Annotated in this window: 24 protein-coding genes and 1 riboswitch; of the genes, 4 read left to right on the forward strand and 20 right to left on the reverse strand. The window is 52.1% G+C overall.

The window, feature by feature from the left end:
- Positions 1 to 120 precede the first annotated feature (120 nt).
- The 16 genes from HGBM_RS18050 to HGBM_RS27870 all read right to left on the reverse strand — a co-directional run bounded on the left by HGBM_RS18050 (position 121) and on the right by HGBM_RS27870 (position 13,809).
- Entirely contained in the window at positions 121 to 975 is an 855-nt protein-coding gene (locus tag HGBM_RS18050) for a MetQ/NlpA family ABC transporter substrate-binding protein (protein WP_019122487.1), read from the reverse strand.
- Positions 976 to 1,014: 39 nt separating this feature from the next.
- Positions 1,015 to 1,689, reverse strand: a complete 675-nt coding sequence (locus HGBM_RS18055) for a methionine ABC transporter permease (protein ID WP_019122488.1) — start codon at positions 1,687 to 1,689, stop codon at positions 1,015 to 1,017.
- 3 nt (positions 1,690 to 1,692) lie between these two features.
- A complete protein-coding gene (locus HGBM_RS18060; protein WP_026074509.1) occupies positions 1,693 to 2,706 on the reverse strand; it encodes a methionine ABC transporter ATP-binding protein in 1,014 nt (337 codons plus the stop codon).
- A 71-nt stretch (positions 2,707 to 2,777) separates the two neighbouring features.
- A riboswitch (SAM riboswitch) is annotated at positions 2,778 to 2,892 on the reverse strand.
- Between the two features lie 99 nt (positions 2,893 to 2,991).
- Positions 2,992 to 3,942 (reverse strand): LCP family protein, encoded by a 951-nt coding sequence (locus HGBM_RS27865; RefSeq protein WP_019122490.1) that lies wholly within the window; start codon positions 3,940 to 3,942, stop codon positions 2,992 to 2,994.
- 178 nt (positions 3,943 to 4,120) lie between these two features.
- Positions 4,121 to 4,372: a hypothetical protein gene (locus tag HGBM_RS18070; RefSeq protein WP_019122491.1), complete on the reverse strand. Its 252-nt coding sequence runs from the start codon at positions 4,370 to 4,372 to the stop codon at positions 4,121 to 4,123.
- Between the two features lie 71 nt (positions 4,373 to 4,443).
- A complete protein-coding gene (locus tag HGBM_RS18075; RefSeq protein WP_019122492.1) occupies positions 4,444 to 7,248 on the reverse strand; it encodes a calcium-translocating P-type ATPase, SERCA-type in 2,805 nt (934 codons plus the stop codon).
- An 82-nt stretch (positions 7,249 to 7,330) separates the two neighbouring features.
- Complete coding sequence (locus HGBM_RS18080) at positions 7,331 to 7,597, reverse strand: hypothetical protein (RefSeq protein ID WP_019122493.1); 267 nt, start codon at positions 7,595 to 7,597, stop codon at positions 7,331 to 7,333.
- A 7-nt stretch (positions 7,598 to 7,604) separates the two neighbouring features.
- The gene (locus HGBM_RS18085) at positions 7,605 to 9,011 is read right to left on the reverse strand and encodes a radical SAM protein (RefSeq protein WP_019122494.1); all 1,407 of its coding nucleotides are present in this window, start codon (positions 9,009 to 9,011) and stop codon (positions 7,605 to 7,607) included.
- Entirely contained in the window at positions 9,004 to 9,765 is a 762-nt protein-coding gene (locus HGBM_RS18090; RefSeq protein WP_026074511.1) for a prolipoprotein diacylglyceryl transferase, read from the reverse strand. The genes HGBM_RS18085 and HGBM_RS18090 overlap by 8 nt, the downstream gene beginning before the upstream one ends.
- A gap of 199 nt (positions 9,766 to 9,964) precedes the next feature.
- Positions 9,965 to 10,231 carry a hypothetical protein gene (locus HGBM_RS18095; protein ID WP_019122496.1) on the reverse strand — a complete coding sequence of 89 codons (267 nt, stop codon included), beginning with the start codon at positions 10,229 to 10,231 and terminating at the stop codon, positions 9,965 to 9,967.
- Positions 10,232 to 10,261: 30 nt separating this feature from the next.
- On the reverse strand, positions 10,262 to 10,504 hold the full coding sequence (locus HGBM_RS18100) for a hypothetical protein (protein ID WP_019122497.1): 243 nt from the start codon (positions 10,502 to 10,504) through the stop codon (positions 10,262 to 10,264).
- 10 nt (positions 10,505 to 10,514) lie between these two features.
- Positions 10,515 to 11,525 (reverse strand): hypothetical protein, encoded by a 1,011-nt coding sequence (locus HGBM_RS18105; protein WP_019122498.1) that lies wholly within the window; start codon positions 11,523 to 11,525, stop codon positions 10,515 to 10,517.
- A gap of 11 nt (positions 11,526 to 11,536) precedes the next feature.
- Positions 11,537 to 11,878 (reverse strand): hypothetical protein, encoded by a 342-nt coding sequence (locus HGBM_RS18110; RefSeq protein ID WP_019122499.1) that lies wholly within the window; start codon positions 11,876 to 11,878, stop codon positions 11,537 to 11,539.
- Between the two features lie 51 nt (positions 11,879 to 11,929).
- Positions 11,930 to 12,100: a hypothetical protein gene (locus HGBM_RS30440; protein WP_019122500.1), complete on the reverse strand. Its 171-nt coding sequence runs from the start codon at positions 12,098 to 12,100 to the stop codon at positions 11,930 to 11,932.
- A 92-nt stretch (positions 12,101 to 12,192) separates the two neighbouring features.
- Positions 12,193 to 13,104 (reverse strand): fumarylacetoacetate hydrolase family protein, encoded by a 912-nt coding sequence (locus HGBM_RS18120; RefSeq protein ID WP_019122501.1) that lies wholly within the window; start codon positions 13,102 to 13,104, stop codon positions 12,193 to 12,195.
- Between the two features lie 12 nt (positions 13,105 to 13,116).
- Positions 13,117 to 13,809 (reverse strand): FadR/GntR family transcriptional regulator, encoded by a 693-nt coding sequence (locus HGBM_RS27870; RefSeq protein WP_019122502.1) that lies wholly within the window; start codon positions 13,807 to 13,809, stop codon positions 13,117 to 13,119.
- 302 nt (positions 13,810 to 14,111) lie between these two features.
- On the opposite strand from HGBM_RS27870, the gene HGBM_RS18130 reads away from it, so the two are divergent.
- The 3 genes from HGBM_RS18130 (at position 14,112) to HGBM_RS18140 (ending at position 16,712) form a co-directional block, all read left to right on the forward strand.
- On the forward strand, positions 14,112 to 14,891 hold the full coding sequence (locus tag HGBM_RS18130; RefSeq protein WP_019122503.1) for an alpha/beta fold hydrolase: 780 nt from the start codon (positions 14,112 to 14,114) through the stop codon (positions 14,889 to 14,891).
- Positions 14,892 to 15,048: 157 nt separating this feature from the next.
- Positions 15,049 to 16,332: a metal-dependent hydrolase family protein gene (locus HGBM_RS27875; protein WP_019122504.1), complete on the forward strand. Its 1,284-nt coding sequence runs from the start codon at positions 15,049 to 15,051 to the stop codon at positions 16,330 to 16,332.
- Between the two features lie 128 nt (positions 16,333 to 16,460).
- Positions 16,461 to 16,712 (forward strand): DUF1450 domain-containing protein, encoded by a 252-nt coding sequence (locus HGBM_RS18140; protein WP_161605065.1) that lies wholly within the window; start codon positions 16,461 to 16,463, stop codon positions 16,710 to 16,712.
- A 111-nt stretch (positions 16,713 to 16,823) separates the two neighbouring features.
- Here HGBM_RS18140 and HGBM_RS18145 read toward each other — a convergent pair whose 3' ends face one another.
- The 4 genes from HGBM_RS18145 to rnjA form a co-directional block, all read right to left on the reverse strand.
- Entirely contained in the window at positions 16,824 to 17,708 is an 885-nt protein-coding gene (locus HGBM_RS18145; protein ID WP_019122506.1) for an aldo/keto reductase, read from the reverse strand.
- A gap of 67 nt (positions 17,709 to 17,775) precedes the next feature.
- On the reverse strand, positions 17,776 to 20,367 hold the full coding sequence (locus tag HGBM_RS18150; RefSeq protein ID WP_020424269.1) for an Ig-like domain-containing protein: 2,592 nt from the start codon (positions 20,365 to 20,367) through the stop codon (positions 17,776 to 17,778).
- Between the two features lie 440 nt (positions 20,368 to 20,807).
- Positions 20,808 to 21,239 carry a BrxA/BrxB family bacilliredoxin gene (locus HGBM_RS18160; protein ID WP_019122508.1) on the reverse strand — a complete coding sequence of 144 codons (432 nt, stop codon included), beginning with the start codon at positions 21,237 to 21,239 and terminating at the stop codon, positions 20,808 to 20,810.
- A gap of 81 nt (positions 21,240 to 21,320) precedes the next feature.
- Positions 21,321 to 22,973, reverse strand: coding sequence for a ribonuclease J1 (gene rnjA / locus HGBM_RS18165; protein WP_019122509.1), 1,653 nt, complete (start codon positions 22,971 to 22,973; stop codon positions 21,321 to 21,323).
- A gap of 242 nt (positions 22,974 to 23,215) precedes the next feature.
- Between rnjA and HGBM_RS18170 the strand changes: the two genes are divergently transcribed.
- A complete protein-coding gene (locus tag HGBM_RS18170) occupies positions 23,216 to 25,240 on the forward strand; it encodes a methyl-accepting chemotaxis protein (protein WP_019122510.1) in 2,025 nt (674 codons plus the stop codon).
- Positions 25,241 to 25,291: the final 51 nt, after the last annotated feature.

Genomic DNA, 25,291 nt, shown 5'->3' on the forward strand with positions numbered 1-25,291 from the left:
AAAAAAAACGCATTCATCATACCACTTATAGAGGCGGGGGTCTTCTGCGAGAATTAGATAAATGAAAAAACCCGTCTGCGACAGTCGCAAACAGGTTTCGTAGCGGTCAGCCAGCCGTGATTAGAACGCCGGCACAATCTCGCCTTTAAATTGCTCTTCGATGTATTTCTTTACTTCCGGTGTAGTCAAAGCTGCTGCCAGCTTCTTGATGGCATCGGAATCTTTGTTGTCAGGACGGGCCACCAGGTAGTTGGCATAAGGAGAATCCTTGTCTTCCAGTGCCAGTGCGTCTTTGGTCGGACTTAAATTGGCTTCCAGGGCGTAGTTGGTATTGATCAGGGCCAGATCCACTTCGTCCAGAACGCGCGGCAGCATGGCTGCTTCTACTTCTTTAAACTTCACGTTTTTCTTGTTTTCCACGACGTCCTTGGCCGTTCCGGCAATGCCGACGCCTTCTTTTAATTTGAGTAAACCACTTTTTTCCAACAGAGCGAGTGCACGTCCGTTGTTGGTCGCATCGTTCGGAAGAGCGATGGTCGCTCCCTCCGGCAATTCGTCCAAGGACTTGTATTTCTTGGAGTAGGCGCCAAACGGCTCGATGTGTACGGCTACTACCGGTTGAAGGTCCATATTTTTATTTTTATTGAAGTCTTCCAGGTATGGAAGGTGTTGGAAGAAGTTCGCGTCCAACTGTTTTTCGTCCAACTGGATATTCGGCTGAACGTAATCTGTAAACTCTTTGATCTCCAGGTTGACGCCTTGTTCCTTCAGTTTTGGCTGTACGAATTCGAGAATTTTTGCATGCGGGGTCGGGGAAGCACCTACTTTCAGGGTTACCTCCTGTTGCTGTTTTTCCCCTCCGGCATCGCCTCCGGCCGAGGCATTCGAAGCCGGAGCAGATTCATTTTTGCTGCCGCAAGCGGTCAGCGAGAATGCCAACGTTAAAGCAAGCGCTGATACGATCCACTTTTTCATGATTTCTTTTCCCCCTTAAGGAATTATATATTGTGACTCCTACTTTCGGCTGAAACGGATCACCAGACGATCCCCCAGCATCTGCAGGATTTGAACCAACACCAACAATATCGCGACAGTGACAACCATTACGACAGTTTGAAATCTTTGGTAACCGAAGCGAACGGCCAAATCGCCCAGTCCGCCGCCGCCAATAACGCCTGACATCGCCGTATAAGAGACGAGCGTCACGGTTGTGATCGTGATGCCGGCGATCAGGCCGGGACGCGACTCCGGCAGCAGGACCCTCCAGATAATTTGCCAGTTGGAAGCGCCCATGGATTGCGCCGCTTCGATGACCCCACGGTCCACTTCGCGCAGCGAAGTCTCTACGAGCCGGGCAAAAAAGGGCGCGGCTCCGATGACCAGCGGCGGGATGGTGCCTTTTACCCCCAGTGAAGTCCCGACGATGAGCTTGGTCACGGGAATCAGGAGGATCATCAAAATGATAAACGGAACAGAACGAAGTACGTTGACAATAAAGGATAAAATGGCATAAATAAACCGGTTTTGCAGCAGCTGCCCCTTCGAGCTGAGAAACAGCAGGATACCGAGCGGCAAGCCGATCACGACAGTGAACAGCGTGGAGAAGCCCAGCATGGCCAAGGTGTCAAGCGTCGCCTGGCCGATATCTTCCCAGTCAATGTCTGCTAATAACTGCCAAAGCTGCTCCATTTTTTAGATCACCTCCACTTCAAGCCCGCGCCCTCGCAGCGACTCAATCGTCTGTCTGCTCCGGTCGGCATCGCCTTCCAGTTCAACGACAAGCTGACCGTACGGCGTCTCCTTCATGCGGGATATCGTTCCCTGCAGGATGTTGAAGGACGTGCCCGTCTCCTGCATCGTCTGAAATAAAATCGGCTGATAGGTCTGTTCGCCCAGGAAGGTGATGCGAATGATCGTGCGGTCATTCGCCGACTTTTCGTGGGAAACCGCTTCTTTCAGCTCGACAGAGTCGGCAACCTGCTCGACAAACTCCCTGGTAACGCGGTGCTGCGGTTTCAGGAAGACATCGACGACTTTGCCGGACTCGACGATCTTCCCGCCGTCGATCACCCCTACCCGATCGCATATCGATCGGATGACATGCATTTCGTGCGTAATCAGCACGATGGTGATCCCCAGCTTCCGGTTGATATCCAGCAAAAGCGCGAGAATCGAATTCGTCGTCTGCGGATCGAGCGCCGAAGTGGCTTCGTCACAGAGCAGCACCTTGGGATCGTTCGCCAGTGCCCTGGCGATCCCTACCCGCTGTTTCTGCCCGCCGGACAATTGGGCCGGGTATTTGTTCCGATGCTCCTGCAATCCGACCAGGGCCAACAGGTCTGTCACCTTCTGGTCGATGACGGCTTTCGGAGTTTTCGCCAGCTTCAACGGGAAAGCGATGTTATCTGCGACGGTAGCCGATGACAGCAAATTAAAATGTTGGAAGATCATCCCGATCTGCCGCCGCTGCTGCTGCAGTTTGCCGTCGTCGAGCGCAGTAAGCTCGACTCCATCTATCAAGACGCGTCCGGAAGTGGGTTTCTCCAACAGATTGATGCAGCGAATCAGTGTGCTTTTTCCGGCGCCGGAGTGGCCGATGACCCCGTATATCTCGCCTTTTTCTATGGAAAGATCAATTCCGCGCAGTGCCGGTACCATTTTTCCGTCTACTTTATAATCCTTGTGAAGATTCTCCAAACGAATCAACCACATCACCTCCAATCCCGCAAAAAACCCCTTTTTCCAAAATGAAAAAGGGGTTGTATGCACATCCGCCCTTCTCATCTCTCAAGATTCGTCATCTTGTAGGAATTGGCACCACGACACCCATCAGATGAATGGGCCGGCTGCCGGGCTTCATAGGGCCTGTCCCTCCGCCTCTCTTGATAAGAAGAATTCCGCTATCATGTTAAGGGTTCACGTTTGAATACAAAATGGATTATATTCGAAATGCCCCGAAAAAGTCAATGGAAATCTATTCTCCTCCGTACTCTACGAGGGATCAGCCGGCTGATGCTGCAATTTCTCCTGAACGAACGCCTGCACATCCGGGATCGACGGCAGCAGCACCGAACCGCCGCGGTTCACTTCCTGAAAAGCGTTCGGCTGGGGCAGCTGATACCCTGCCGATTCCGTCTTGTGCAAGGTAAGGCACAGGCCGGCCAATTTGATCATATCCATGGACGTCAGGTTGGTCTGGACATACGGACTGACCTTTTCCAAAATCTTCGGCAGCTGGATAACAGACATGCCGCTCTGCAATTGATCGGCCAAGGCAGTCAGCAGTTTGCGCTGCCTTTCCGTCCGGGTGTAGTCGGACGTCGCGTCATGGCGGAAGCGCACATATTGGAGCGCCTTGTCCCCGTCCAGATGCTGCAGTCCCTTTTTCAGATTAATGTCGTACTTCCCTTTGTCTCCCGGGTCCCGGTAGTACATGTTCTTCTCAACGTCGATATCGACACCGCCGACGGCGTCGATCAAACTCTTAAACCCTTCAAAGTCGGTAATCACGTAGTAACTGACGGGAATTCCCGTAAATTGACTTACCGTTTCCATCGCCAGCGACGGCCCGCCATGTCCCAGCGCCGCATTGATCCGCGATTCTCCGTAGCCGGGAATGTTGACATACGTATCCCGCAAGATGGAAAAGATATCGTACGTCTTGCCGACCGGATCGATGCTGACCAGCAGCATGCTGTCAGAGCGCGGCACCTCATCGCGATCCCTCGAGTCAACCCCCATCATCAGGATGTTGACGCGTTCTTTCCCGCCCCAAAGGGGAATTTGCTCTTTATTCGGTTTCTTGCCCGTATCCGGGTCTTTCACAATGTTGGGCCGTTGAATATCTTTTGCAAACGTGTAGAAACTGTATCCGTAATAGCCTCCCACGGCAATGATCACCAGAAGCAGCACAGCAAATATGCGTTTAAGTTTTCGTCTCAAAAGTACCACCTGTCTTTTTTGTGAAAAACGTCTTGGCGCTCGATCATGACCGCATCATATGTCGCAATTTGTCACTTTATCCACCTAGTATACTATATGAGCTTGAAATGACACACCCATAATTTTTAGGAAAAAAAAGATACCTTTGAGGTATCCGAAAGACTTTCATCCTGTTTCTTTACTTGAACAAGGAGCTCTTCAGCTTATCCTGCGCCGGCACTTTCAACAGATATACGGTTTGCAATGCGTCGCCATTCAGCGTCGTGTAAATCCTCGTCTTGTATTCAATCCCCGCCTCGTCCAGATAAGCCCTCCAAGCCTGGAATACGAGTTTGTCTGTCGTGCGAAGCAGGGTCACCCACCATTTTTGCTCCAGATAGTACGCGATGATCGAGCAAGCTAGCGCAAGCGTGAATGCGAAAAATTCCATCGCATCCCCTCCTTTGTGCTAACCTATGCCGATTTCAGCGCAGCGTCCCCATGTTTTTCTCTCTTTTCCGATCAACGGGCCACGCCTTGCCGTTTTGCCGTTGACGCATCCACGTAATTGGACCGCAGCGCCCCCCCGATTCCGGCTACAAAGGTCGGCACCCCTGCCGCCACCAGCACCAGCGCCCAATCGCGGAAAGAAAGCGGCATCGTCTTAAAGATCGGCTGGAGCAGATCAATGTAAATGACGCACAGGACAAGCGCTAATGAAGAGAGTACAGCCCAAACGAGGTACCTGTTTTCGAACGGATTGCGGTGGAAGACGGAATGTTCGCTGCGGCAGTCAAACACATGGATCAGTTGGGCCATAACCAGGGTCGTAAACGCCACTGTCTGGGCGTGGGTGAGGTTGCTTGAATCCTCATTCAGCGTCAGCCAAAAGGCAACCAATGTCATGACCCCGATCAAAAAGCCGCGGCTGATAATCTTCCAGCCCAATCGCCGGCCAAAGATATTTTCATGCTTGCTGCGGGGCTGGTGATACATCGTATCCCTTTCCGCCGGATCGATCCCCAGCGCCATGGCCGGCAATCCGTCTGTGACGAGGTTGACCCAGAGAATCTGAATCGGCACGAGCGGCAGAGGCATCCCCATCATCATCGCAAAGAACATGACGAGGATCTCACCGACGTTGGATGCCAACAAATAACGGATAAATTTGCGAATGTTGTCGTAGATGTTGCGGCCTTCCTCCACAGCGGCGACAATCGTGGTAAAGTTGTCATCCCGAAGGACGAGATCGGCAGCTTCCTTGGTCACATCCGTGCCGGTAATCCCCATGGCAATGCCGATATCGGCACTCTTGATCGCCGGAGCGTCATTGACCCCATCCCCGGTCATCGCTACAACGTGCCCGCGGCTTTGCAAAGCCCGGATGATTCGCAATTTATGCTCGGGAGAAACGCGGGCGTAGACGGAGATATTCTCCACACAGGCCGCCAGCTCTTCATCGCTCATCTCATTCAACTCGCGTCCCTCCAGCACGCCGGTCAATCCGCGCAAGAGTCCGATGCGCCGGGCAATCGCTTCTGCCGTTATCTTGTGGTCGCCCGTGATCATGACGGTTTTAATTCCCGCTTGACGGCAGAGGGCAATCGCCGGTGCCACCTCTTCACGCGGAGGATCGATCATTCCGGTCATTCCGACGAAAATCAAACCGTTTTCAAGCGTCAAGTGCGATTGCCCCTTCTGGTATTCCTGCAGCGGTTTATAGGCGAATCCCAAAACCCGCAGGGCCTGTCTGGCCATGTCTTCCGTCTTGTCCAAAACCGTGTTTCGCAAGCGGGCAGTCAGGGGAATCACTTCCCCCTTCCACAAAATGTGGGTGCAGCGATGGATGAGAGCTTCCACAGCCCCCTTGGTCAACAGGTAAAGCTGGCCTTCCGCACTGCGGTCAATCACGGACATCATTTTTCGCTCCGAGTCAAACGGCAGCTCATCGACTCGCTCCAAACCGGAAAACGGATTCTGCTTTCCCGTAAACTGATTTTTCCCCTTTGCCGCCAATACCAGCAGCGCCCCTTCGGTCGGATCGCCCAGGACCCTCCAATTACTGGCAGACTTGGTCGAAACCATGCGCGTTTGTCCGCTCTCTTGCTCGCAGACCAACTGAGCATTGTTGCAGCGCTCGGAGATTTGCAGCAGCCGGCAGAGAACAACGTCGCGGCCGACATGTACTTCTTTTCCATGGGCCTTTACTTGTCCCACCGGTTGATAACCGCTTCCCGTCACTTCAAACACCGTATCGCTGTGCCACAGATGTGTCACCGTCATCTTGTTTTGCGTCAACGTGCCCGTCTTGTCGGAGCAGATGACGGAGGCACAGCCGAGCGTCTCAACAGAGGGAAGCTTGCGGACGATCGCATTTCGCCTGATCATCCGCTGCACTCCGAGTGCCAAAGCAATGGTCACAATCGCCGGCAGCCCTTCCGGAATGGCGGCAACGGCGAGACTGACCCCGGCGAGGAACATGGTCATGAGCTCCTGGCCATGCATGACCCCTGCCACGATGACGACGATGGTGATCACGAGAGCGACGATGACAAGAATTTTCCCCAGCTGCTCCAAGCGCATCTGCAGCGGCGTTTGCACTTCATCCGCTTCGTTGATCAAGTGGGCGATTTTCCCGATTTCTGTTGCCATTCCTGTCGTGGTGACAATCCCGCGCCCTGTACCGCCAGTCACCATCGTGCCCATGAACCCCAGGTTTTTTTGATCCCCGAGGGGAATCTGCTTGCCGTCCGCCGTAATCGTTTTTTCCGTCTTGGCCACCGGAACCGACTCCCCGGTGAGGGCCGATTCCTCTACTTCCAACCGATTGGACTCAATCACCCGCAAATCGGCCGGGACGCGATCCCCCGCCTCTAACAGGACAAGGTCGCCAGGCACGAGCTGGGACGCGGGAATCATGTCCAACTTGCCGTCGCGAATGACCCGGGCCATCGGGGAGGCCAATTCCTTCAGTGCCTGCAGGGAACGCTCTGCCCTGGCTTCCTGGATAAAACCGAGGATGCCGTTGATAAAAATGATAGCAATGATCGTAATAGCATCCAGATACTCTCCCAGAAAGAAAGAGATAATGGTGGCAATCAACAAAATGGCTACCATGAAATCTTTAAATTGATTGAAGAAGACGGCATACAGCGGAACCTTCTTTCCCTCCGCCAATTGATTCTTGCCCGTATGATCGAGCCGCTTCATCGCCTCTTTTTGCGTCAAGCCGCGTTTCGCATCCGTACCGAGCAGGTGGGAAACTTCTTCGAGCGGGATCTGATACCAAGGTCTGGTCGATTTCGTTGACACGTCCATCTCCTCCATCGTTCATTCTCTTTTTCATGTTTATGCAGACAGGCCGTCGCCTATGAAAAAAAGAACAACCCCACCCGTATATCGGGTGAGGCTAGTGCCACATCATTCCTCCCATGACGAGGCCGTAACAGGTAGCGTTGATCAAAAAAGTGACGCCGGCTCCGATCAGCATTCCGGCAGCCATTTTCTTCTTATTCTTGTACAGGGCGATGATGAGGGCCGGAATCAGGTAGATCAACTGTGATACCCCGATGAAGAAGAACATTAATGGAAAGAGAAAGTTGAACAAATGCAAGGCCGTCAGGATGAAGATGCCCAGCCAGATTTCCCAGCCGCTCTCGCGCTCGTTTTCGTCCATCGCTTGCTCACCTCACAGGTGCGTACTGCTGCTGCAGTTCTTTTAAACGCCGTTCCTTGTCGTCGCGGTAAAAGAGGTTGTACGTGTCAAACGGGATGATCCGTCCGTCGGGATGAACGATGTGCACACACGATTTCTTCACCGACCGGATATCAAAATTGTAAGCGTCGAGAAACTGCATGATGATCACGCGGAAGACATTGTCGTAGCTGATCGTCGGGGGCACCTGAACGAGCGGCAGACAGCAGAGCAATTGCCCCAGCGAGAGCGCCGAAGACTCCGGTGAGTGGTTGGTGGAAAACAGCGAAAAGACTTTTTCACGCAGCGTTTCATCCTGTTCGTAGACGATCGTGTTGCGTCCGCCTTCCAGCAGCACTTGCGGGTCGATCAAACCCGTCAGAGGAATCACCTGTTCGCCCATTTTCAGCGCGTACCCCATCGCCAGGCAATCGGGATGGCAGGGTACGGGGATGATGTCATCTGCGGAAAAAACCTCTGACTGTTCAATGATCATCTGCCTTACTTCGGACAAGGTCAGGCGGTCTGTGGCGGGATCGTACTCTTCCAGCCTGCCCGCCGCCTGGATCGGCTGAAACGTCACGCCGCGAACCGCGCGCTGCTGCAGTCCGTATTGGATGATTTTGCCGATCTCCCCGTCGTTCAGCCCTTTTTTCAGGGTGACGACAAGCGTGGTCGAGATGTTGAATTCGTTCAAATGCTCGATCGCTTTTCGCCGGATGTCCGCCAGATTTGCGCCCCGGAGCTCTTTCAAAGCCCCGTCCTCAAAGCTGTCAAACTGCAGGTAGATTTCAAAACCGGGCGAGTATTCGCTCAATCGGCGGGCAAACTCCCGGTCCCCGGCGATGCGGATCCCGTTGGTGTTGACCATGATATGCTTGATCGGTCTGCGCTTGGCGGCGTCCAAAATGTCAAAAAACTGCGGGTGGATCGTCGGCTCGCCTCCGCTGATTTGGACGATGTCCGGTTCTCCCTCGTTTCGCACAACGGCATCCAGCATCGCTTCGATCTGTTCCAGTGTACGGAACGTCTGCCGCTTTGGCGACGATTCGGCATAGCAGATCGGGCACTGCAGGTTGCAGGCATCCGTCACTTCCACCAGCGTCAAACAACTGTGCTGCTCGTGATCAGGACAAAGGCCGCAATCGAACGGGCAGCCGTATTTGATCGGCGTGTTGAAGCGGAGCGGCATTTCCGCCGGCTTGAGAAATTCGCGCGTTATTTTATAGTACGCAATGTCATTCGACAGCAGAACCTTCTCGGGGCCGTGCACGGGGCAGCGCTTCGTCAGATACACCTTGTCATCTTGGAAAATAACCTTGGCCTCCACTTTTTGGTAACAGACGGAACAAATGCTGTTCGTCAGTTCATAGAAAATATACGGACGATTAGGCATTCAATTCTCTCCTTTGGGAAAACGTAAACAGCCGCAGCAATGACTTCCGGTAGTAGAAGATTCCGGCCAGGCAGGCGAGCTGAATCTGGGTCAAGCCCAGGTAGAAGCCGGGATACGGCTTGATGAAGTCAACGAGGAAGCGGAACGCAAGGTAGCCAACCATGAACAGCTTAAACAGGTCGCCCTGTTCGTAAGCGAAGCGTTTGCGCATGTAAATAACCGCCGCCAGCCCGATGAGGAATGCAATCTCGTACAACTGTGCGGGATGGCGCGGTATCCCGTCTCCAAAGTCGACTCCCCAGGGAAGACTGGTGGCAATCCCGTGCGTATTGTCTGCCAAACCGGTTAAAAAGCAGCCAATCCTCCCGATCGCCATGCCTGTAATCAGCGGATAGACAAAACTGTCCCCGGTAGAGCGGCTGTGGCCGACCCATTTTTTGACCAATTCCACCCCGATCAGCCCGCCCAAGAGCCCGCCGACAATCGTCTTGCCGCTCATCAGATAGGCGATGCTGCCCAGATTGTCAAACAACTGGACCGGGTCAGCCAGCCAAGCCAGGATTTTCGAACCGAGCGCCGCCCCGAGGATGGCCCCGGCCACCACCCATATCCCTTTGTCCAGCGGCAGGGAATCCTTGTCTTGTCTGCGCAGCCACAGGTACAGCCGAAACCCGATGAAATAGGAGAGCGTCTCAAACAACAGGTGGGGGTGCACGCTAAACGATCCGAATGAGATCATGTAAGGAAATGTCATGCTGGCAAACCTCGCGTCTGATTTCAAAATTTTTACACCTTTTTATATTCGGCGCTTTCCTCCTATTTCCTGTATGCAAATAAGCGGAGGATGAATTTCCTCCGCTCTGGATTGAATACAAACTCCCTTGTTGTAAAAACAACAGTGGGCGTTTGGTTAAAAAAACCGACAGGTACTTTATCGACAGGGGTTTTGATTGTTAAGATGCAAAGAAGTTTTCCAAGCCATTGTCACTGCGCCGGGTCGGAATCAACGTTTCCCATTCACAACGGGCGATATCGAAACATTTGACGCGATGAACATCCATAGCAAACTCCTCACTGTAAAAGGTTTCGAGAATTCGATAAGGTACACGATCTGGCAAGCAGTTGGGACAACATCCATTATGAATGGCTGTTCTTTCCTCTTCTGAAGAATCTTTTCCCATCTTGTGAAACAATGTTAACAGCAGTGAAGCATCGGTCATGAGACTCCCTCCTCCTATTCCAATTGAACACTACTTACGCCAAACCAAATCGATGATCACTGCCGCAATAGCTGATGCAGATACAAACAGCCCAACGAGCAGCCAACCACTTGATGAATCCCCTGAAAGGTCTGACCAGCCATTGGCGTAGATAATGCCGAGTGAAGCCATGAGCATCATGCTGATAACTGCTAGACCGATCAACCGTCTCATTTTAAACGTGTTAGTGGTCTTAATATATTCCTTGATAAGAGAAATTTCATCGCGTTTCATCTTTTCCCTCCTATCCGCGGCGAATCGCCAACAATTCTTTTGGCTCGGTGATAATCAGAGCAGCACCGATAAACATGACAATAGATCCAATGATGATAATCGAACTGAACGGGACTCCATAAACAGTCATGGAGAAGAAGGCGATAAAGAAAAACCCAAATGTACCAGCCATGACACCGCCCCTCACACCACCGGCGTAAGCAATACCGATGTAGTAGCCCATAATCACCCATATTGCCCAGCCGATACCCACTACCGCTCCGTAGGCAATGAGCTTTGGATCACTGTAAACCTGGCGTGCCATTTCATGAGAAGCTGGGAATAACAGCCACATGAGGATAAATCCGATCACATAAGAAGCGCCTACCCGCCACCAGAGAAACGATTCGGCGGGCATGAGATCCGACCCGGCGGCAATTGCGAAGTTTTCAAAGCCCCAGACAAGTGTGGCAAGAATGATAATGAGGACTCCTACGAAAGCGTAGATGCCATGGGTAGGGGAGACCAGCTCACCGCCGGACAAAATAATCCAAATGCCAACGCCCATTGAAAATAATCCGACCCATGTCGACCACCGATTTATTTTTTCCTTGTAAAGCCAGGCGACGATCAGTGCTCCCACAACGCCGAACAAGCCGCCAATCGGGCCGGCGATCGCGCCTCCGACCAGCACGACGGAACAAGCGTAACACAAATCACCAAGGAAGCCGCCTGTTGCCACAAAGGTATTCCACCAGGATATTCGACTGCGAAACACCCGCCAAATATCACGGTGCGCACCGGAAATCAGCGCAAACACGGTAACTGCGAGCAGTCCAAACGGCACTTGCAACAGGACGACGATCGCAAAACCGCCTGTCGGGTACTCGAGATTAAAGGGCGCCTTTCCGACAATGGTCCCGAGCAATCCGAGGGCCAAGCCTAAAGCGGGGCCAGCCAAAATAGCGTACAGCATTCCCATACGGGTTTTGCGCGAATCAGCAATCGTCGACTTATTTGAAAGTTCCGACAATTCACTCATGTTTACCCCCCTTATACGGCCGAAGTGGCAGCGCTTTCATGATAGTGTAAAATCTGCTGCTTGGTGATGCCCAGCTCGCGCAAAATTTCTTCCACTTGCAGTTGATATCGGATGAAGTCGTGATGCCGCTTTTGCAGGCGGTACTTGCGCAAGAGATGCCCGTCCATTTCACGGATCGCCAAAACCGACAACCAGCCGATATTGCTAAACCCTACCAATTCTTCCCGCATACTGCAGATGCTCGATTTCTCGTATTTCTCTCGCAGCAGTTCGTACATCTCGTATTCCCAGATGCCTTTTTCTCCTGCTTCATGTAATATAGAGACTAAGGCATATTTCAATGCCGGCTTCAAACCGCATCACCCCATTTTTTGTGATCCCACTTTGGCGGAAGTGGGGTCAACTTATTTTTCATAGGCCGCTTTAAAAAATTCCGGCATCGTTGCGCCAAACAATATGGCTAGTAAAATTCCGAAAATCAGAAATCCGATTGCCCATTTTTTGGCGTTAAATAGCGGCAAGGATCCGGTTTGCGGTTCTTCTGGCTGAAGGTTGTAGATTTTCCCATGTTCCATCCTTATCACCTCCTATCGGAGCATAGGTATCAGTTTGAATGTACCGAATATTCAAACTTATACAGCAAACAGCCAGCGAATATCTAACCCGGTCAGGCAACCGTATTTTTTAATACACCCAGTTTTTCAATTTCTATCTCAATCAAATCACCCGACTTGAGATATCGCGGCGGTTCAAAGCCCATCCCGACCCCTTTGGGCGTACCGGTGGCAATGATATCGCCCGGTTTCAGCGTGATTCCCTTGGAGATGGTGTTAATGATGGTAGGAATATCAAAAATAAGCAGTTCCGTATTCGATTTTTGGCGGATTTCGCCATTAACCTTACATTGAACATCAAGCATATCCGGTTTTGATACTTCATCTGACGTTACCAGATACGGCCCCATTGGACAAAACGTATCAAGGCTTTTCCCCAAAAACCACTGATCGTGGTCGCGCTGTAAATCACGAGCCGTCACATCATTGATGATGGTATACCCAAAAATGTAATCATAAGCTTCCTCTTTGGAGATCCGGGTCCCCTCTTTTCCAATCACAACAGCAAGTTCTGCCTCATAATCCAGCTCTGTTGTCACATGCGGATGCGGATTAATCGGCTGCTCGGGTCCAATCACAGTTGTTGTCGCCTTCGTAAAAATAATCGGATGTTGCGGGATCGCTCTCCATTCATCCTCCGTCTTTCCGAACTCCAGTGCATGTGCACGATAGTTAAGCCCTAAGCAGATGATGTTCCGTTTCGGTTCGGGAATGGGTGCTTCCAGCACGATCTCAGGAAGAGGAATGGAGAACTGTGCCTTGCTGGCTTCTGTTATGTTTCGCCGGATTTCCTGCATGCGGCCGACGAACTGTGCATTTCCGATTACCTCTGCCAAAGTCGAGGGTAACAACAGGTCGGAAAAAAGCCTTCTTTCCGCTTCTCTCACGTCGATCATTTCGGTTTTACTGTCAGACAAGAAACCGTATGTTTGTTGGCCTTGAAACGAAAACGTAGCTAAATGCATGAATTCTTCCTCCTATTCTCCGAGCATGTTGCTTTTGACAGTCTTTATGTGACTTAAAATGCGCTGTTTCGCTTTGCTGGCATCACGCTCCCTAATAGCCTGATAAATCTCGATATGGTCTTGATGGTATTTTTTCATCCTGTCTGCAGTCAAACTGCGCTCTTTTAACGTTCCCCATAATTTCTCCATTCGCACGTTGTTGATGAGAGTAATCATATTTAACAGAAGCGAGTTTTTGGCGGCAAGGGCGATACCTTGATGAAATTGGGCGTCCAATTTTTCAAATTCGCTGATATTTCCAAGTGCCGCCTCCGTTTGCTCCAAGCAGTTCTTTAAAACGTTGAGATCGTCCTGGGTGGCGCGGAGAGCAGCCAGCTCGGTGAGGTAGGGCTCGATCGAAAACCTGGCCTCAAATACCTCCGTTGGGCTTGTTTGGTTGGCAATCTCCGAAAACAAGCCTTCCGCGCCGGAAAAGCTGGATGTCTTTACAAATGTTCCTTGACCCACTCTGCTTTCGATTACGCCGATGATTTCCAGCGCCCTCAGAGCTTCTCTCACCGTTGCTCGACTCGTTTGAAAGGTTTCAGCCAAAGCGCGTTCCGCCGGCAAACGTGTACCAACTTGATACTTTCCGCTTTCAATATTCTTTTTGATCTCTTGTGCAATTTCCAAGAATGCTTTTGATTGACCGATGGATGAAAACATGTTTTAGCTCCTTTTATTGGCCTTGCCAATTTTAGTATAGAACCGCTCTTGAACATTAGTCAACAGCAAAAATGTTTCATTCTACAGAAAATTTAAAATGAAAATGAAAAGAAACGGGATAGTTTCAGGAAAAAAACGCCAAATACCGCTATTTTCGGAGTTAAAAATCTGAATATTTTCTATTGACTAAATATTCCGTTCATAATAATATGGAGTTGTCAGAATTGGCTAGACCATATGTAAGCTTTTGGTTTAGCCAAAAACAATGAACTAATTATATCTTAGATTTAAAGGAGGAGCAAATGTTTAAAGCGATTAAAGACTTGCAGGTAAATTGCGAGGTCAAGGGAAACGGCGACACCGTAGTGTTTGTTCACGGATTAGGAGGAAGCCTTAACATCTGGAACAGCCAGGTCAACGTATGCTCACGCTACTTCAAAACCATTGCATACGACCTGCGAGGTTCCGGTCGGACCGATTTGGCCGGACCGGAATACTCCATTGACTTGTGGGTCGAGGACTTGAAAAACCTGCTAGACAGTGAAGAAGTCGAACGAGTTCACTTGGTGGGCCATTCGATGGGAACCTTGATTATTCAGCATTTTGCCGCCGTTTATCCGGATCGGGTGAACAGTCTCACGCTGGTTGGTGGTTTGACGGAGATACCGGAGGCGGGCAAATCCGGATTATATGAACGCTCTCATCTGGTAAGTGAGAAGGGGATGGACGCAGTAGCGGACCTGGTGATTGAAGGAGGGCTTTCGGCCTGCTCGAAACACGAGAACAACGCATTGGCGGGATTGGTCCGGGAGTTGTTGCAGCGCAATCACCCAGAGGGCTATGCTGCATCCTGCAAGGCGCTGGCCAATGGTAAGGCCATTGTATACGAGCAGGTGCAAGTGCCTGTCTTGCTGATCGTCGGTGACGAGGATAAAGTAACCCCGCTTCCAATGGCGAAGCAGCTCCATGCAAAATTCCCCCATGCAAAATTGGAAGTGATAGCCGACTGCGGGCATTGGGCAACCGTTGAGAAGCCAAGTGAAGTAAACCGCGCTCTCTTAGCTTTTTTGCACACGATTTAGGTCAACCACAGCCATTCGTTTTCACCTTTGAAAAACAGTTTGCTAAATCAGTAATGCTACGTTCTTGTTTGCTTTACGCGCTTGTTCGATAGATCATCAGCCAGTGGAGGTCGGGCAGGCGCTTTTTCAATATTCATTTATGAAAGGGGTTACATGAATGAAAGCAAAGTTACTTCGCAACGGCTTGCTGATTGACGGAACGGGTCGGGATGGACAAACGGGTGCAGACGTATTAATCGAAGATGACAAAATCACGGCGATTGGCTCGAACTTGTCAATCCCAGACAAGTACCAACCGGAAGACATCGACATCATCGAATTGAACGGAAAAACAATCATGCCAGGTATGACTGAAGCCCATACCCACTTAACATGGCATGATGCGCTCTACATTCAAGATATCGACTTTAAACCGATTGAGGAAACGATGGTAAGTGCGATAAAAAATGCGGAGACAATGATTAAAAGCGGTTTCACTTCTTGTGTCAGCGCGGCTGCCCGAGGGCGTGTCGACATCGCCATCCGCGATGCGATTAATCGCGGCGAAATTATCGGCCCGCGCATGTTAGCGAACGGCGCGGAAGTGTCGGCAACCGGCGGGTTTGTCGATTTACAACCTAACCACGTGCGCGTTCACGGGCTCGCTATTTTTGCCGATGGCGAAGATGCTGTCCGCCGAACGGTGAGAAGCTTGTTTAAGGAAGGGGCCGATCTTGTCAAATTAAACGTCAGCGGCGAAAGCCTTTCCGCTCATGCGCGTGGGGAAATGACGCTCTATACGCTCAAAGAAGTGAGAGCCGCTGTAGAAGAGGCGCACGCCCGCGGTAAGCGAATTTATACGCATGCCAGATCGTCTGACTCTGTGAAAATTTGCGTGGAAGCAGGCGTCGATATTATCAGCCACGCTGATTTTATCAATGATGAAGTGTTTGAAATGGTCGTCGAGAACAAGGAGCGCTTGTTTATCGTACCAGGATTAAATTGGCTGGTATCAACGATTGAACACGGTGCCGAGTACTTCGGACAAGAAGCGATCGACGCTACCGGCTATAAGGAAGGGTTGGAATACGCGCTTTACAACATGAATCGCTTGTACAAAGCGGGAGTCCGGGTATTGCCAGGCGGCGATTACGGTTTTAAATGGTGCCCGCACGGTGGGTACGCGCGTGATTTGGAGCATTTCGTCAAACTGGTCGGGATGACTCCAATGGACGCTATTGTAGCAGCGACGAAATACGGATCGCAGATCATGCAAATGGAGGATGAAACCGGGACAATTGAAATAGGGAAACTGGCTGACGTTGTCGTTGTGGACGGCAATCCGCTAGAAAATATCACAATCTTGCAAGATCACAGCAAGTTAAAAGTCATCCTCAAAGGCGGAAACTACATCGTCAATCACCTGGATGTTGCGCACACTGCTGCACGCACTGTCGCTTGAACCCACAAAGCCATCGCAGGTTAAATACCGCGATGGCTTTTGCCATGCCGATCAGATGGAGGGGGAGTTGCCGCAAGCAAGAGTGGCAGCCAAACGATTCTTTCCTACACGATAAAAAAGGGCGGAACTTGAAACAACCTGGAGGGATGAATCTGAGCAATCAGTTGTTTTACTGTTTTCGCAATAACCTCAGGAAGTGTGAACACGAGATCAGGAAGGCGGCCGCGGAACTTCACCTACAGATCGATATTTATCCCGCTTACTGCATGAAATTGTGCATGCTCTGTGAGCAGCGTCTGGTCGCTATTGTGAATCGGGAGGTCATACTGGCAGAAGATCCAGCGGAGTTGATTCAGTTGCTGAGAGAAAAGTTGGATTGAATGACTTGCTTCCATGTATGTTTAATGGACAAAAAAGCGTGCAGACCTTGTACCTTCGTTTGTCTGCACGCTGTAGCGGAGGATGAATCCCTCCCTTATGGGTCAATAAAGCTATTTTCCCGGGTCAAACGATAACTCCGGCAGTTGATACCACTCGCCCGACATCCATTCGCTCGCCTTCCAGCGAAGCACATCGGCCCGGACATGGGGCATGATCTGCCCGAAAAAGTCGACCCGCTCGATGTCGTTCATGGGCACAAAGCGCTCGGCCGCTGCTATATCCGCTTCCAGTTCGTCCATGCGGCTGACCCCCAGGATCGCAGTCGCGACCGGCAGGCTCCACGTGTAGCGCAATGCCTGCTCGTGCCAGGGAGCCAGCTTGCACATCACCATTACTTTCATGCCGATGACCGCGACGCCCTGCTCCACCGCCTGCGGCACAAACTCATGGGCAAAGCTGTAGATAAAATGGTCGAGAGCCGATAGCGCCACCAGCGCACTGTCAAACGGAAAGCGGCGGATGGCCTCGGCCAACAGCCGCGGATCGGTGTGACCGCTGATGCTCAGCTTGCGCACCAGGCCCTGCTCGCGGGCTTCCAACAAGGCCTCGAGCGCTCCTCCCTTGGCAAACACGCTCTCCAACTCATGCGGTCGCATGATATTGTGCAGACGCCATTCATCCACATAATCGGTCTGAAGCCGCTGCAGGCTGCCCTCCAGATCCCGCAGGGCAGCGTCACGGGTGCGTTCCGCGGTCTTGGTGGCGATCCACACCCTGTCGCGCAGCCCTTGCAGGCCCAGCCCGACACGGGTCTCGGACTGCCCGTCGCTGTAGCTGGGGGCCGTATCGAAGTAGTTGACACCGCGCTCTACCGCATGCCGTATCATCGCCACCGCCTGCTCCTCTGTACAGTCATGCTCATCGACGATTCGCTGGGCGCCAAAGCCAAGCAGCGACACCTGGTGCGGGGCCCGTCCAAATGATCTCGTTTGCAAGCTGGTTCATCCCTTTCTGTTTAGGTGCAATCTATTTGGTATTGTAACAGAAAGGGGAGAAAAACCTTTAACGAACCGTTACCTTCACGATGGTTTTCTTGCCGGCATAAGAAACCGTGATGCTCGCTGTCCCTTTGCCGGTCGCCTTGATCACGCCGTCTTTCACATCGACGATCATGATGTTGGAGGATGTCCACAGCGCCGGTTTGGTCACATCTGCTTCGGAACCGTCAACATATGTCGCCACGGCCTTCACCTGCTTGGTTGAACCCTGAGACAGATCGACTTTTACCACGTCCGTCTTCAGATATTTCAGGATGTCGACTTCTACCGGGATCGAAACCGATTTTCCTTCGTATCTGGCCGTTACCTTGGTTTTTCCATAGCCGTTGGCCGTTACAAGGCCGCCTTTCACTTCGGCGATCTTATACGCGGCAGTCTTCCAGTCAGCGTACTGGGTGACATCCTTTTTCGTTCCATCGGACAGCGTGGCCGTCAACTTGATCTGTACTTTTTGGCCGGTCTTGGTGTTGATGAACACCTTATCCGCTTCCAACTTTTGGATGACGCCTACTTCCACCGGGATCGAAACCGTTTTGCCGCCGTACTTGGCCGTGATCGTCACTTTTCCGTTGGCGATCGGCGTTACCAGCCCGTTGGTCACTTGGGCAATTTTCACATTGCTCGTCGACCATTCAGCATCACTGGTTACATTGCGGCTCGCTCCGCCAAGGTCTGTGGCCAAAAGCGAGATTTGCTTCGTCTCGCCAAGGCTGATCACCATGAACACCGGATCGGCTTTCAGCGTCACAGCCATATCGACTTGAACGGCAATCTTCACCGTCTTGTTGTCAAAGGTGGCTGCAATCGTGGTTTCGCCCGAACCGACAGCCGTAATCTTGCCGGCTTCGACAGTCGCCGCCTGCAGATTGGAGCTGGTCCAGGTGGCGTCCTCCGCTACATCCTTCGACTTCCCGTCGGCGTACTTGGCCGTCAAGACAATCGTTTGCGAATCGCCCTTCTTCATCACCAACTGATTCTTATCTGCGGTCAAACTGAGCAGAACCCCTACCGATACCTTGATCGAGGCCGTCCTCGTCCCGTACTTGGCCGTGATCGTCGTCGCCCCTGTGCCAACGCCCGTAATCAATCCGTTGCGCACTTCCGCTACAGACCCGGAGGCAGTCGACCATTCCGCCTTGTCGGTAACATCTTCCTCTCTGCCGTCCGGGAATACCGCCTTCAACGTGATTTGCTCCGTATCGCCTATCTGCAGGCCAACGCTGCTGTTGTTTGGCACGATTTTGTTCGGAATGTCAACCGACACTTTTGCGGTGACTGTCTTGCCGCCGTACTTGGCCGTAATGGTGGCTTCGCCCGCTTTGTAGGCAGTGATTTTTCCTTTTGAAACGTACACGACCGCTTCATTATCCGATGACCATTCCGCCTGATTCGTCACATCTTCCTTGGTGTTGTTCGCGTATGACGCTTCCAGTGTCAACTCTTCGGTCTTGCCTGTCTGCATGGAGACGAGGTCCTTATTCAGTTCCAATCTCCGCGGCACTTCCACATCTACAGTCAATGAGACGGTTTTTTCCCCGTATTTTGCTGTTATGACGGCTTCGCCAACCGAATTGGCGCTAAGCTTCCCCTGGTAGACGCTGACGATCTTTTCATCACTCGTGGACCAGTCCGCCCTGGCGGTGATGTTCTCAATCGTCTCATCAGGGTAGGTAGCTGACAATCTGACTTCCTGGGTCGTATTCTTCTTCATGAACAGCTCTTTAGGATCCAGCTCCAGCCTGATCGCATGATCTACGTCTACCTTGATTGTCGCTGTTTTTGTTCCGTACTTTGCGGTAATCGTCGCCTGCCCGGGACCGTATCCGGTAATGGTTCCCTTCAGGGCGTCGGCTACCGTTTCCTTGTCCGTGGTCCACTCTGCCTTATCCGCTACATCCTCTACGGTTCCGTCGGGATAGGTAGCGTATAATTTAATCTTTTGCGGCTTCCCTTTCAATAATAGCGAAACTTGCGATATTTCCGGATCGAGCCGCTTGACGATCTCCACGCTGACCGGAATCGTCACCGTCTGGTTGCCGAATCGGGCGGTCACATTGGCCTCCCCGGAGCTGTGCCCGGTAATCAGGCCGTTGGTCACCGTGGCAACCGCACTGTTGTCACTGCTCCAATCCGCTTTTTGGGTGACCTTCTCATCTGTCCCGTCCTGGTAGATGGCTGTCAGTTCAACCTGTTCGGAGTTGCCCAGACGCAGATCGACGGTTTGCTTGTCCTTGGTCAACGCTTTCACCTTTTTGGTGACCTTTACGTTGACGACCACCGCCTGCCCCATATAGGATGCGGTGAGGACGGCCGTTCCCTCCGCCTTGGCCGATACCGAACCGGAATAGACAGTGGCCACGTCAGGTGTCTCCGACTTCCAGTCCGTCTTGATGGTTACGTCTTCCGTTTTTCCGCTTACGTACACCGCAGTAGCCGTCAGCAACTGGGTGCTCCCCACTTCCATGGAAAGCTCGTTCTTATTGAGCACTAACCGACTGATTTCTTCTGCAAAAGCGTTCATATTTCCCAGACCGGTTGTTCCAAGCACGATGACAAGCAGTAGGGAAATGATCCTCGCCAGCCCTGTAACTCTCACTTTTCCAGCTCCTTCTTAAAAAACTTTTACATTACTCTTTTCGGAGAAAATAGGGTTTTGTTGAAGGATAAAAAAACACGTCCTTTTTCTCGTTGGCGAACATTGGCCATGGAATTCGAAAAAAATGGGCTCGCTCCGTTCGTGGCACGCCAACAGGGAAGCGGGGATGGCCGTCTCCACTACAAAAAACGGCACGTCGACCAAATGCCACCCTCCGGGCGGAAGTATTTCAGGGAAGAAATTGGTCGACAAGCGTGTGCCGTTTTTTTCCGTTCCGACTGGGCAGGCGTTGCCAAGGCCTGCGCTCACTCCATTTTTTTTCTACTTTTCACCTTGCTCTTTTATTCACTCTACCCTGAAATTCCCTGTTTATAAAAAAAGCAAAGCGGATGTTTTCCGCTTCGCCTTTAACCGATCTGATCGATATTCCGTTTACTACATTACTGGCAGTATTGGTCGTACGCATCGGTGAGCAGCTTGGAGATCGTCGCCAAATCGTTGTTTTCAATCTGATGGCGTTCGATCATGGTGACCAATTTTCCGTCTTTCATCAGGGCAAACGACGGAGAGGACGGCGGGTAGCCTTCGAAATACTCGCGTGCTTTCGCTGTCGCTTCCTTGTCCTGTCCGGCAAATACCGTGTAGAGATGATCCGGCTTCACCGAATGGCGAAGCGAATGAGCTACAGCCGGGCGGGCCAAACCGGCGGCGCAGCCGCACACGGAGTTGACGACGACAAGTGCCGTTCCCTTCGCGCCGGACAGTGCCTGTTCAACCTCTTCCGGGGTACGCAGCTCGGTAAATCCCACGTTGGTCAACTCGTCGCGCATCGGCTGAATGACTTGTTTCATATATGCTTCATATGACATCATAACGAACTCTCTCCTTTACATGACAACTTTCTTACTTCTATTATACCCTTTCAAACCGGGAAGGGAAGTCGTCCGAGCACACTAGACTTCCATCAGGATCGTCAAGATCATCGGATTCCGTCCCGTTTTTTCGAACACAAACGGCTTTAACACTTGATTGATCTGCGCTTTTAATTCGGACCACTCCTTGATCTTCTTGTTCAGCGTCTCAGCCAGCTTTTGCTTGACCAGGACGGTTGCTTCCTGAATCAGCGCTTCCGATCCGCGGACGTAGACAAAGCCGCGGCTGACGATATCCGGTCCGGTCAGAATCTTGAAGTTCTTCATGTCAATGCTGACCACGACGACCATCAAACCGTCCTCGGCCAGATGCTTGCGGTCCCTCAGGACGATATTCCCCACGTCGCCTACGCCGCTGCCGTCAATCAGCACGACGCCGGCATGCACTTTTCCGGTCACTTCAGCCCTTTCTCTGGAACAGCTCAACACCTCGCCGTTGTCCATCACAAATATGTTTTCCTCTGCGATCCCTACCTGTGTCGCCAGTTTGGCGTGTGTCTTCAGCATCCGGTACTCCCCGTGGATCGGCATGAAGTAGCACGGCCGGACCAGGTTGAGCATCAGCTTCAGCTCCTCGCTGCTGCCGTGGCCGGAAGTGTGGATGTCAAATACAGAACCGTACACCACGTTGGCGCCGGCCCGGAACAATTTGTCGATCGTGCGGCTTACGTTGATCGTATTCCCTGGAATGGGTGAGGCGGAGATGATCACCGTATCCTCCGGATAGATTTGGACGGAACGGTGAGAGCCGGAAGCGATGCGTGTCAATGCCGCCATCGGCTCGCCCTGGCTGCCCGTACAAATGATCAGGATCTGATTGTCGGCGTAGTTGTCGATCGTCTTGATATCGATCAGCATGCCCTCGGGCATCTGTATGTATCCCAGTTCCTGGCCGATCAGGAAGACCTTTTCCATACTTCGTCCGATAACGGCAATTTTGCGGTTTTCCGCCTTCGCGGCCTCCACCACTTGCTGCAGCCGATGGACGTTGGAGGCAAAGGTAGCGAGGATAATCCGTCCTTTTGCCTTTGCGATAACATCCATGATCCCTTCGCCCACCGTACGTTCAGACATGGTATGGCCGGGCCGCTCGGCGTTGGTGCTGTCGGACAGCATCACGAGCACGTTTCCGTCGCCGAGTTTGGCGATTTTGGCAAAATCGGTGGACGGCCCGACAGGCGTCATGTCCACCTTGAAGTCACCGGTGTGGACAACGGTTCCTTCCGGAGTCTCGATCGCGATGCCAAAACAGTCGGGAATGCTGTGATTGGTCCGGAAAAACGATACCTGCAGCTGGTCAAAGGAAATGACCCGATCGCCATCGATGTCGATCAGCTCCACTTCGTTTTGCATATGGTGTTCTTCGAGCTTTGACTTTACCAGGCCCAAAGTAAGCCGGCCGCCGTAAATCGGCATCTTGACCTGCTTCAACACATAGGGAATCGCTCCGATGTGGTCTTCATGCCCATGGGTTAAAAACATCCCTCTGATCTTATGTCGATTTTCTATCAAATGCGTAATGTCGGGAATCACAAGGTCGACACCGAACATCTCGTCTTCGGGAAATTTTACACCACAGTCGATGACGATAATCTCGTCCTCGTATTCGACGCAATACATGTTTTTACCGATTTCAGCAAGACCGCCCAAGGCGTAAATCTTTACATCGCTCAATCAGATACCTCCTAAACCAGCATCAAATAAAACATAGCCGTCCAATCGCTACCAGTCTATTGTATCACAGTTGAATGCCTTATTTTCTATAGTCTTGACAAATTAAACGGGAAACCTAACCCGCAGCGCCCGAACGAATGTAAAGCATGTAAAGTTGTTGTTAAATTTGTCCATTATGGCTCGACCATCCTCCAGGCGGTTTTTACAATGAAGTTGTACCGTTATGGCAGGAGGAGTCGAATATGGAGAACAAAGCGGCGAAACGGATCAACTGGCGTTTTGCATCGGTGAAACAGGGTACTATTCTACGAAAGCTGCTCATCGGCATCTCTCTTCTGTTCCTTGCGACGATGACAGCCACAGGCATCATCATCAACTTGCAGGCCAATTCCCTCTTGACCGATCAAGCGACAGAACTGCTCCGCCAGACAACCCAAGCAACCCGGCAGGCAATCGACGAAAAGGCGCGCAATATCGTCTCGACACTGCTTACCTTTGCCGCCGTCAGCAAAGCTTCCGAGCTGAACGGCAGCCAAACCTTCGACATCTTCGCGGAGATCGCCGCGAATGAACCGACTATCACCGGTCTGCAGTTGGCGACGCCGGACGGACGGTACTTCTCCTACCCCGGTTCGCCCACGGACAGCTCCTATGATCCGCGGCAGACTGACTGGTATCAGGGCGCTGTAAAAGCGAAGGGACCCTATATCTCGGATGTCTTTCAGTATTCGCCAACGGAGTTTCCCAAAATCGCCATCTCACTGCCGCTGCTTGACGAGGCAGGCAGTGCGGACGGGGTCGTGGTGGCGTTCGCCTCAGTTTATCAGCTGAGTGATTTGGTGGATTCGATCAGGCTCGGAGAGAGCGGATACGCCTTCCTAGTGGATCACCAGGGCAATTTGCTTGCCCACCCGGATAAGCGTTTGGCGCTGACCCGCCCCTCGATGCGGGAAAACCCCGTCGTCCAGCAGGTGATCGGCGGTAACTCGGGAATCGGATCGTTCGCCGGGGAAAACGCCAGGTACGTGTCAGCCTATCTCTACGATTCCGAGCTTCGGTGGGGAATTGTCGTCGCACAGACAGAATCGGAGATCAGGCAGAACGCGGCCAAAATCAAGAAGATCATCTCCAGCATCACAATCATTAGCCTGGTTGCCATCATCGTCGCCTTGTACTTTTACGTCCGCCGCATCGTCCAGCCGATCAAGGAAGTTCAGGCCAAGATGACAAGGTTTGGCGAAGGCGATCTGACGCAAACCATCCAACTGTCGACAAACGACGAAACCCAGCTTCTCGGCAGCAGCTTCAACCTCATGACCGAGACGCTACGCCAAATCATCATGAAAATCTCACAGGTCACCTCTGGAGTAAAAGAGATTGCCGGGCGGGTATCGTCCGGATCGGAACACTCGAAGGTTCTGCAGGCGGACGTAGCAAAACAGATGGAAGTTCTCGCAGCCGAGATGGAGGAAGAAAACAGGCAGGTACAGCAGATGCAGGCAGCGGTCGACCAGATTGCCGCCGAATTGGAGACGATTCACGCGGAGATGGATGTGGCTTCCCTTCGCAGCGACGAGGTTCGCCAGCAGGCCAGGCAGGCCGCACAGACTGTCGATGCCCTGCAGGCCGACGCCGGGAACATCATCGAAGACATGCAGTCCTCACACCGGGCTTTTGCGGAGCTTCAAGAGAGTGTCGAAGATATATTGAAGATCCTGGTATGGATTCGCGATATCTCCAAAAGGACCAAGCTTCTCTCACTTAATGCCCGGATCGAAGCGTCTCGGGCCGGACAGGCCGGACTTGGCTTTGGGGTGGTAGCGGATGAGATTCACCAGCTGTCGGTACAGACAGAAACCGCCACCCGGGATATCAGTGAGTTGCTACAGCAGGCTTCGGACAAACTGGAAGCAGTCGAGTCTCATTTGATGAAGACGGATGGGACGGCCCAAAACAGCATGAAGACCCTGGGCGCAACGGCAGGCATATTTCGGAACATTACCGAGCAGATCGCCAGTGTGAACGAACATTTTTCCGCTGTTCATCACTCGGCTGCAGCCATTAAAAAACGCAGCCAGGCACTTCAAACCGGCATTCGCCAGCTCTCGGCTTCCGTCCATCACGTCGTGGCCGGGATGCAGCAAGCGGTCGCGGGTGCACAGGAGAGCGCCGGTATTTCCGAAGCGTTTTTCGCCCAATCGGAAGAACTGATTCGCTTGGTAGACGGACTGGGACGGGAAGTAGACTATTTTCGCACCAAGCCCTAAAAAATTTCCCCCAAGGCACCCGATCTGACAGGTGCTCCTTGGGGGAAGCTT

It is taken from the genome of Brevibacillus massiliensis (assembly GCF_000311785.1).
Taxonomy (GTDB): domain Bacteria; phylum Bacillota; class Bacilli; order Brevibacillales; family Brevibacillaceae; genus Brevibacillus_C; species Brevibacillus_C massiliensis.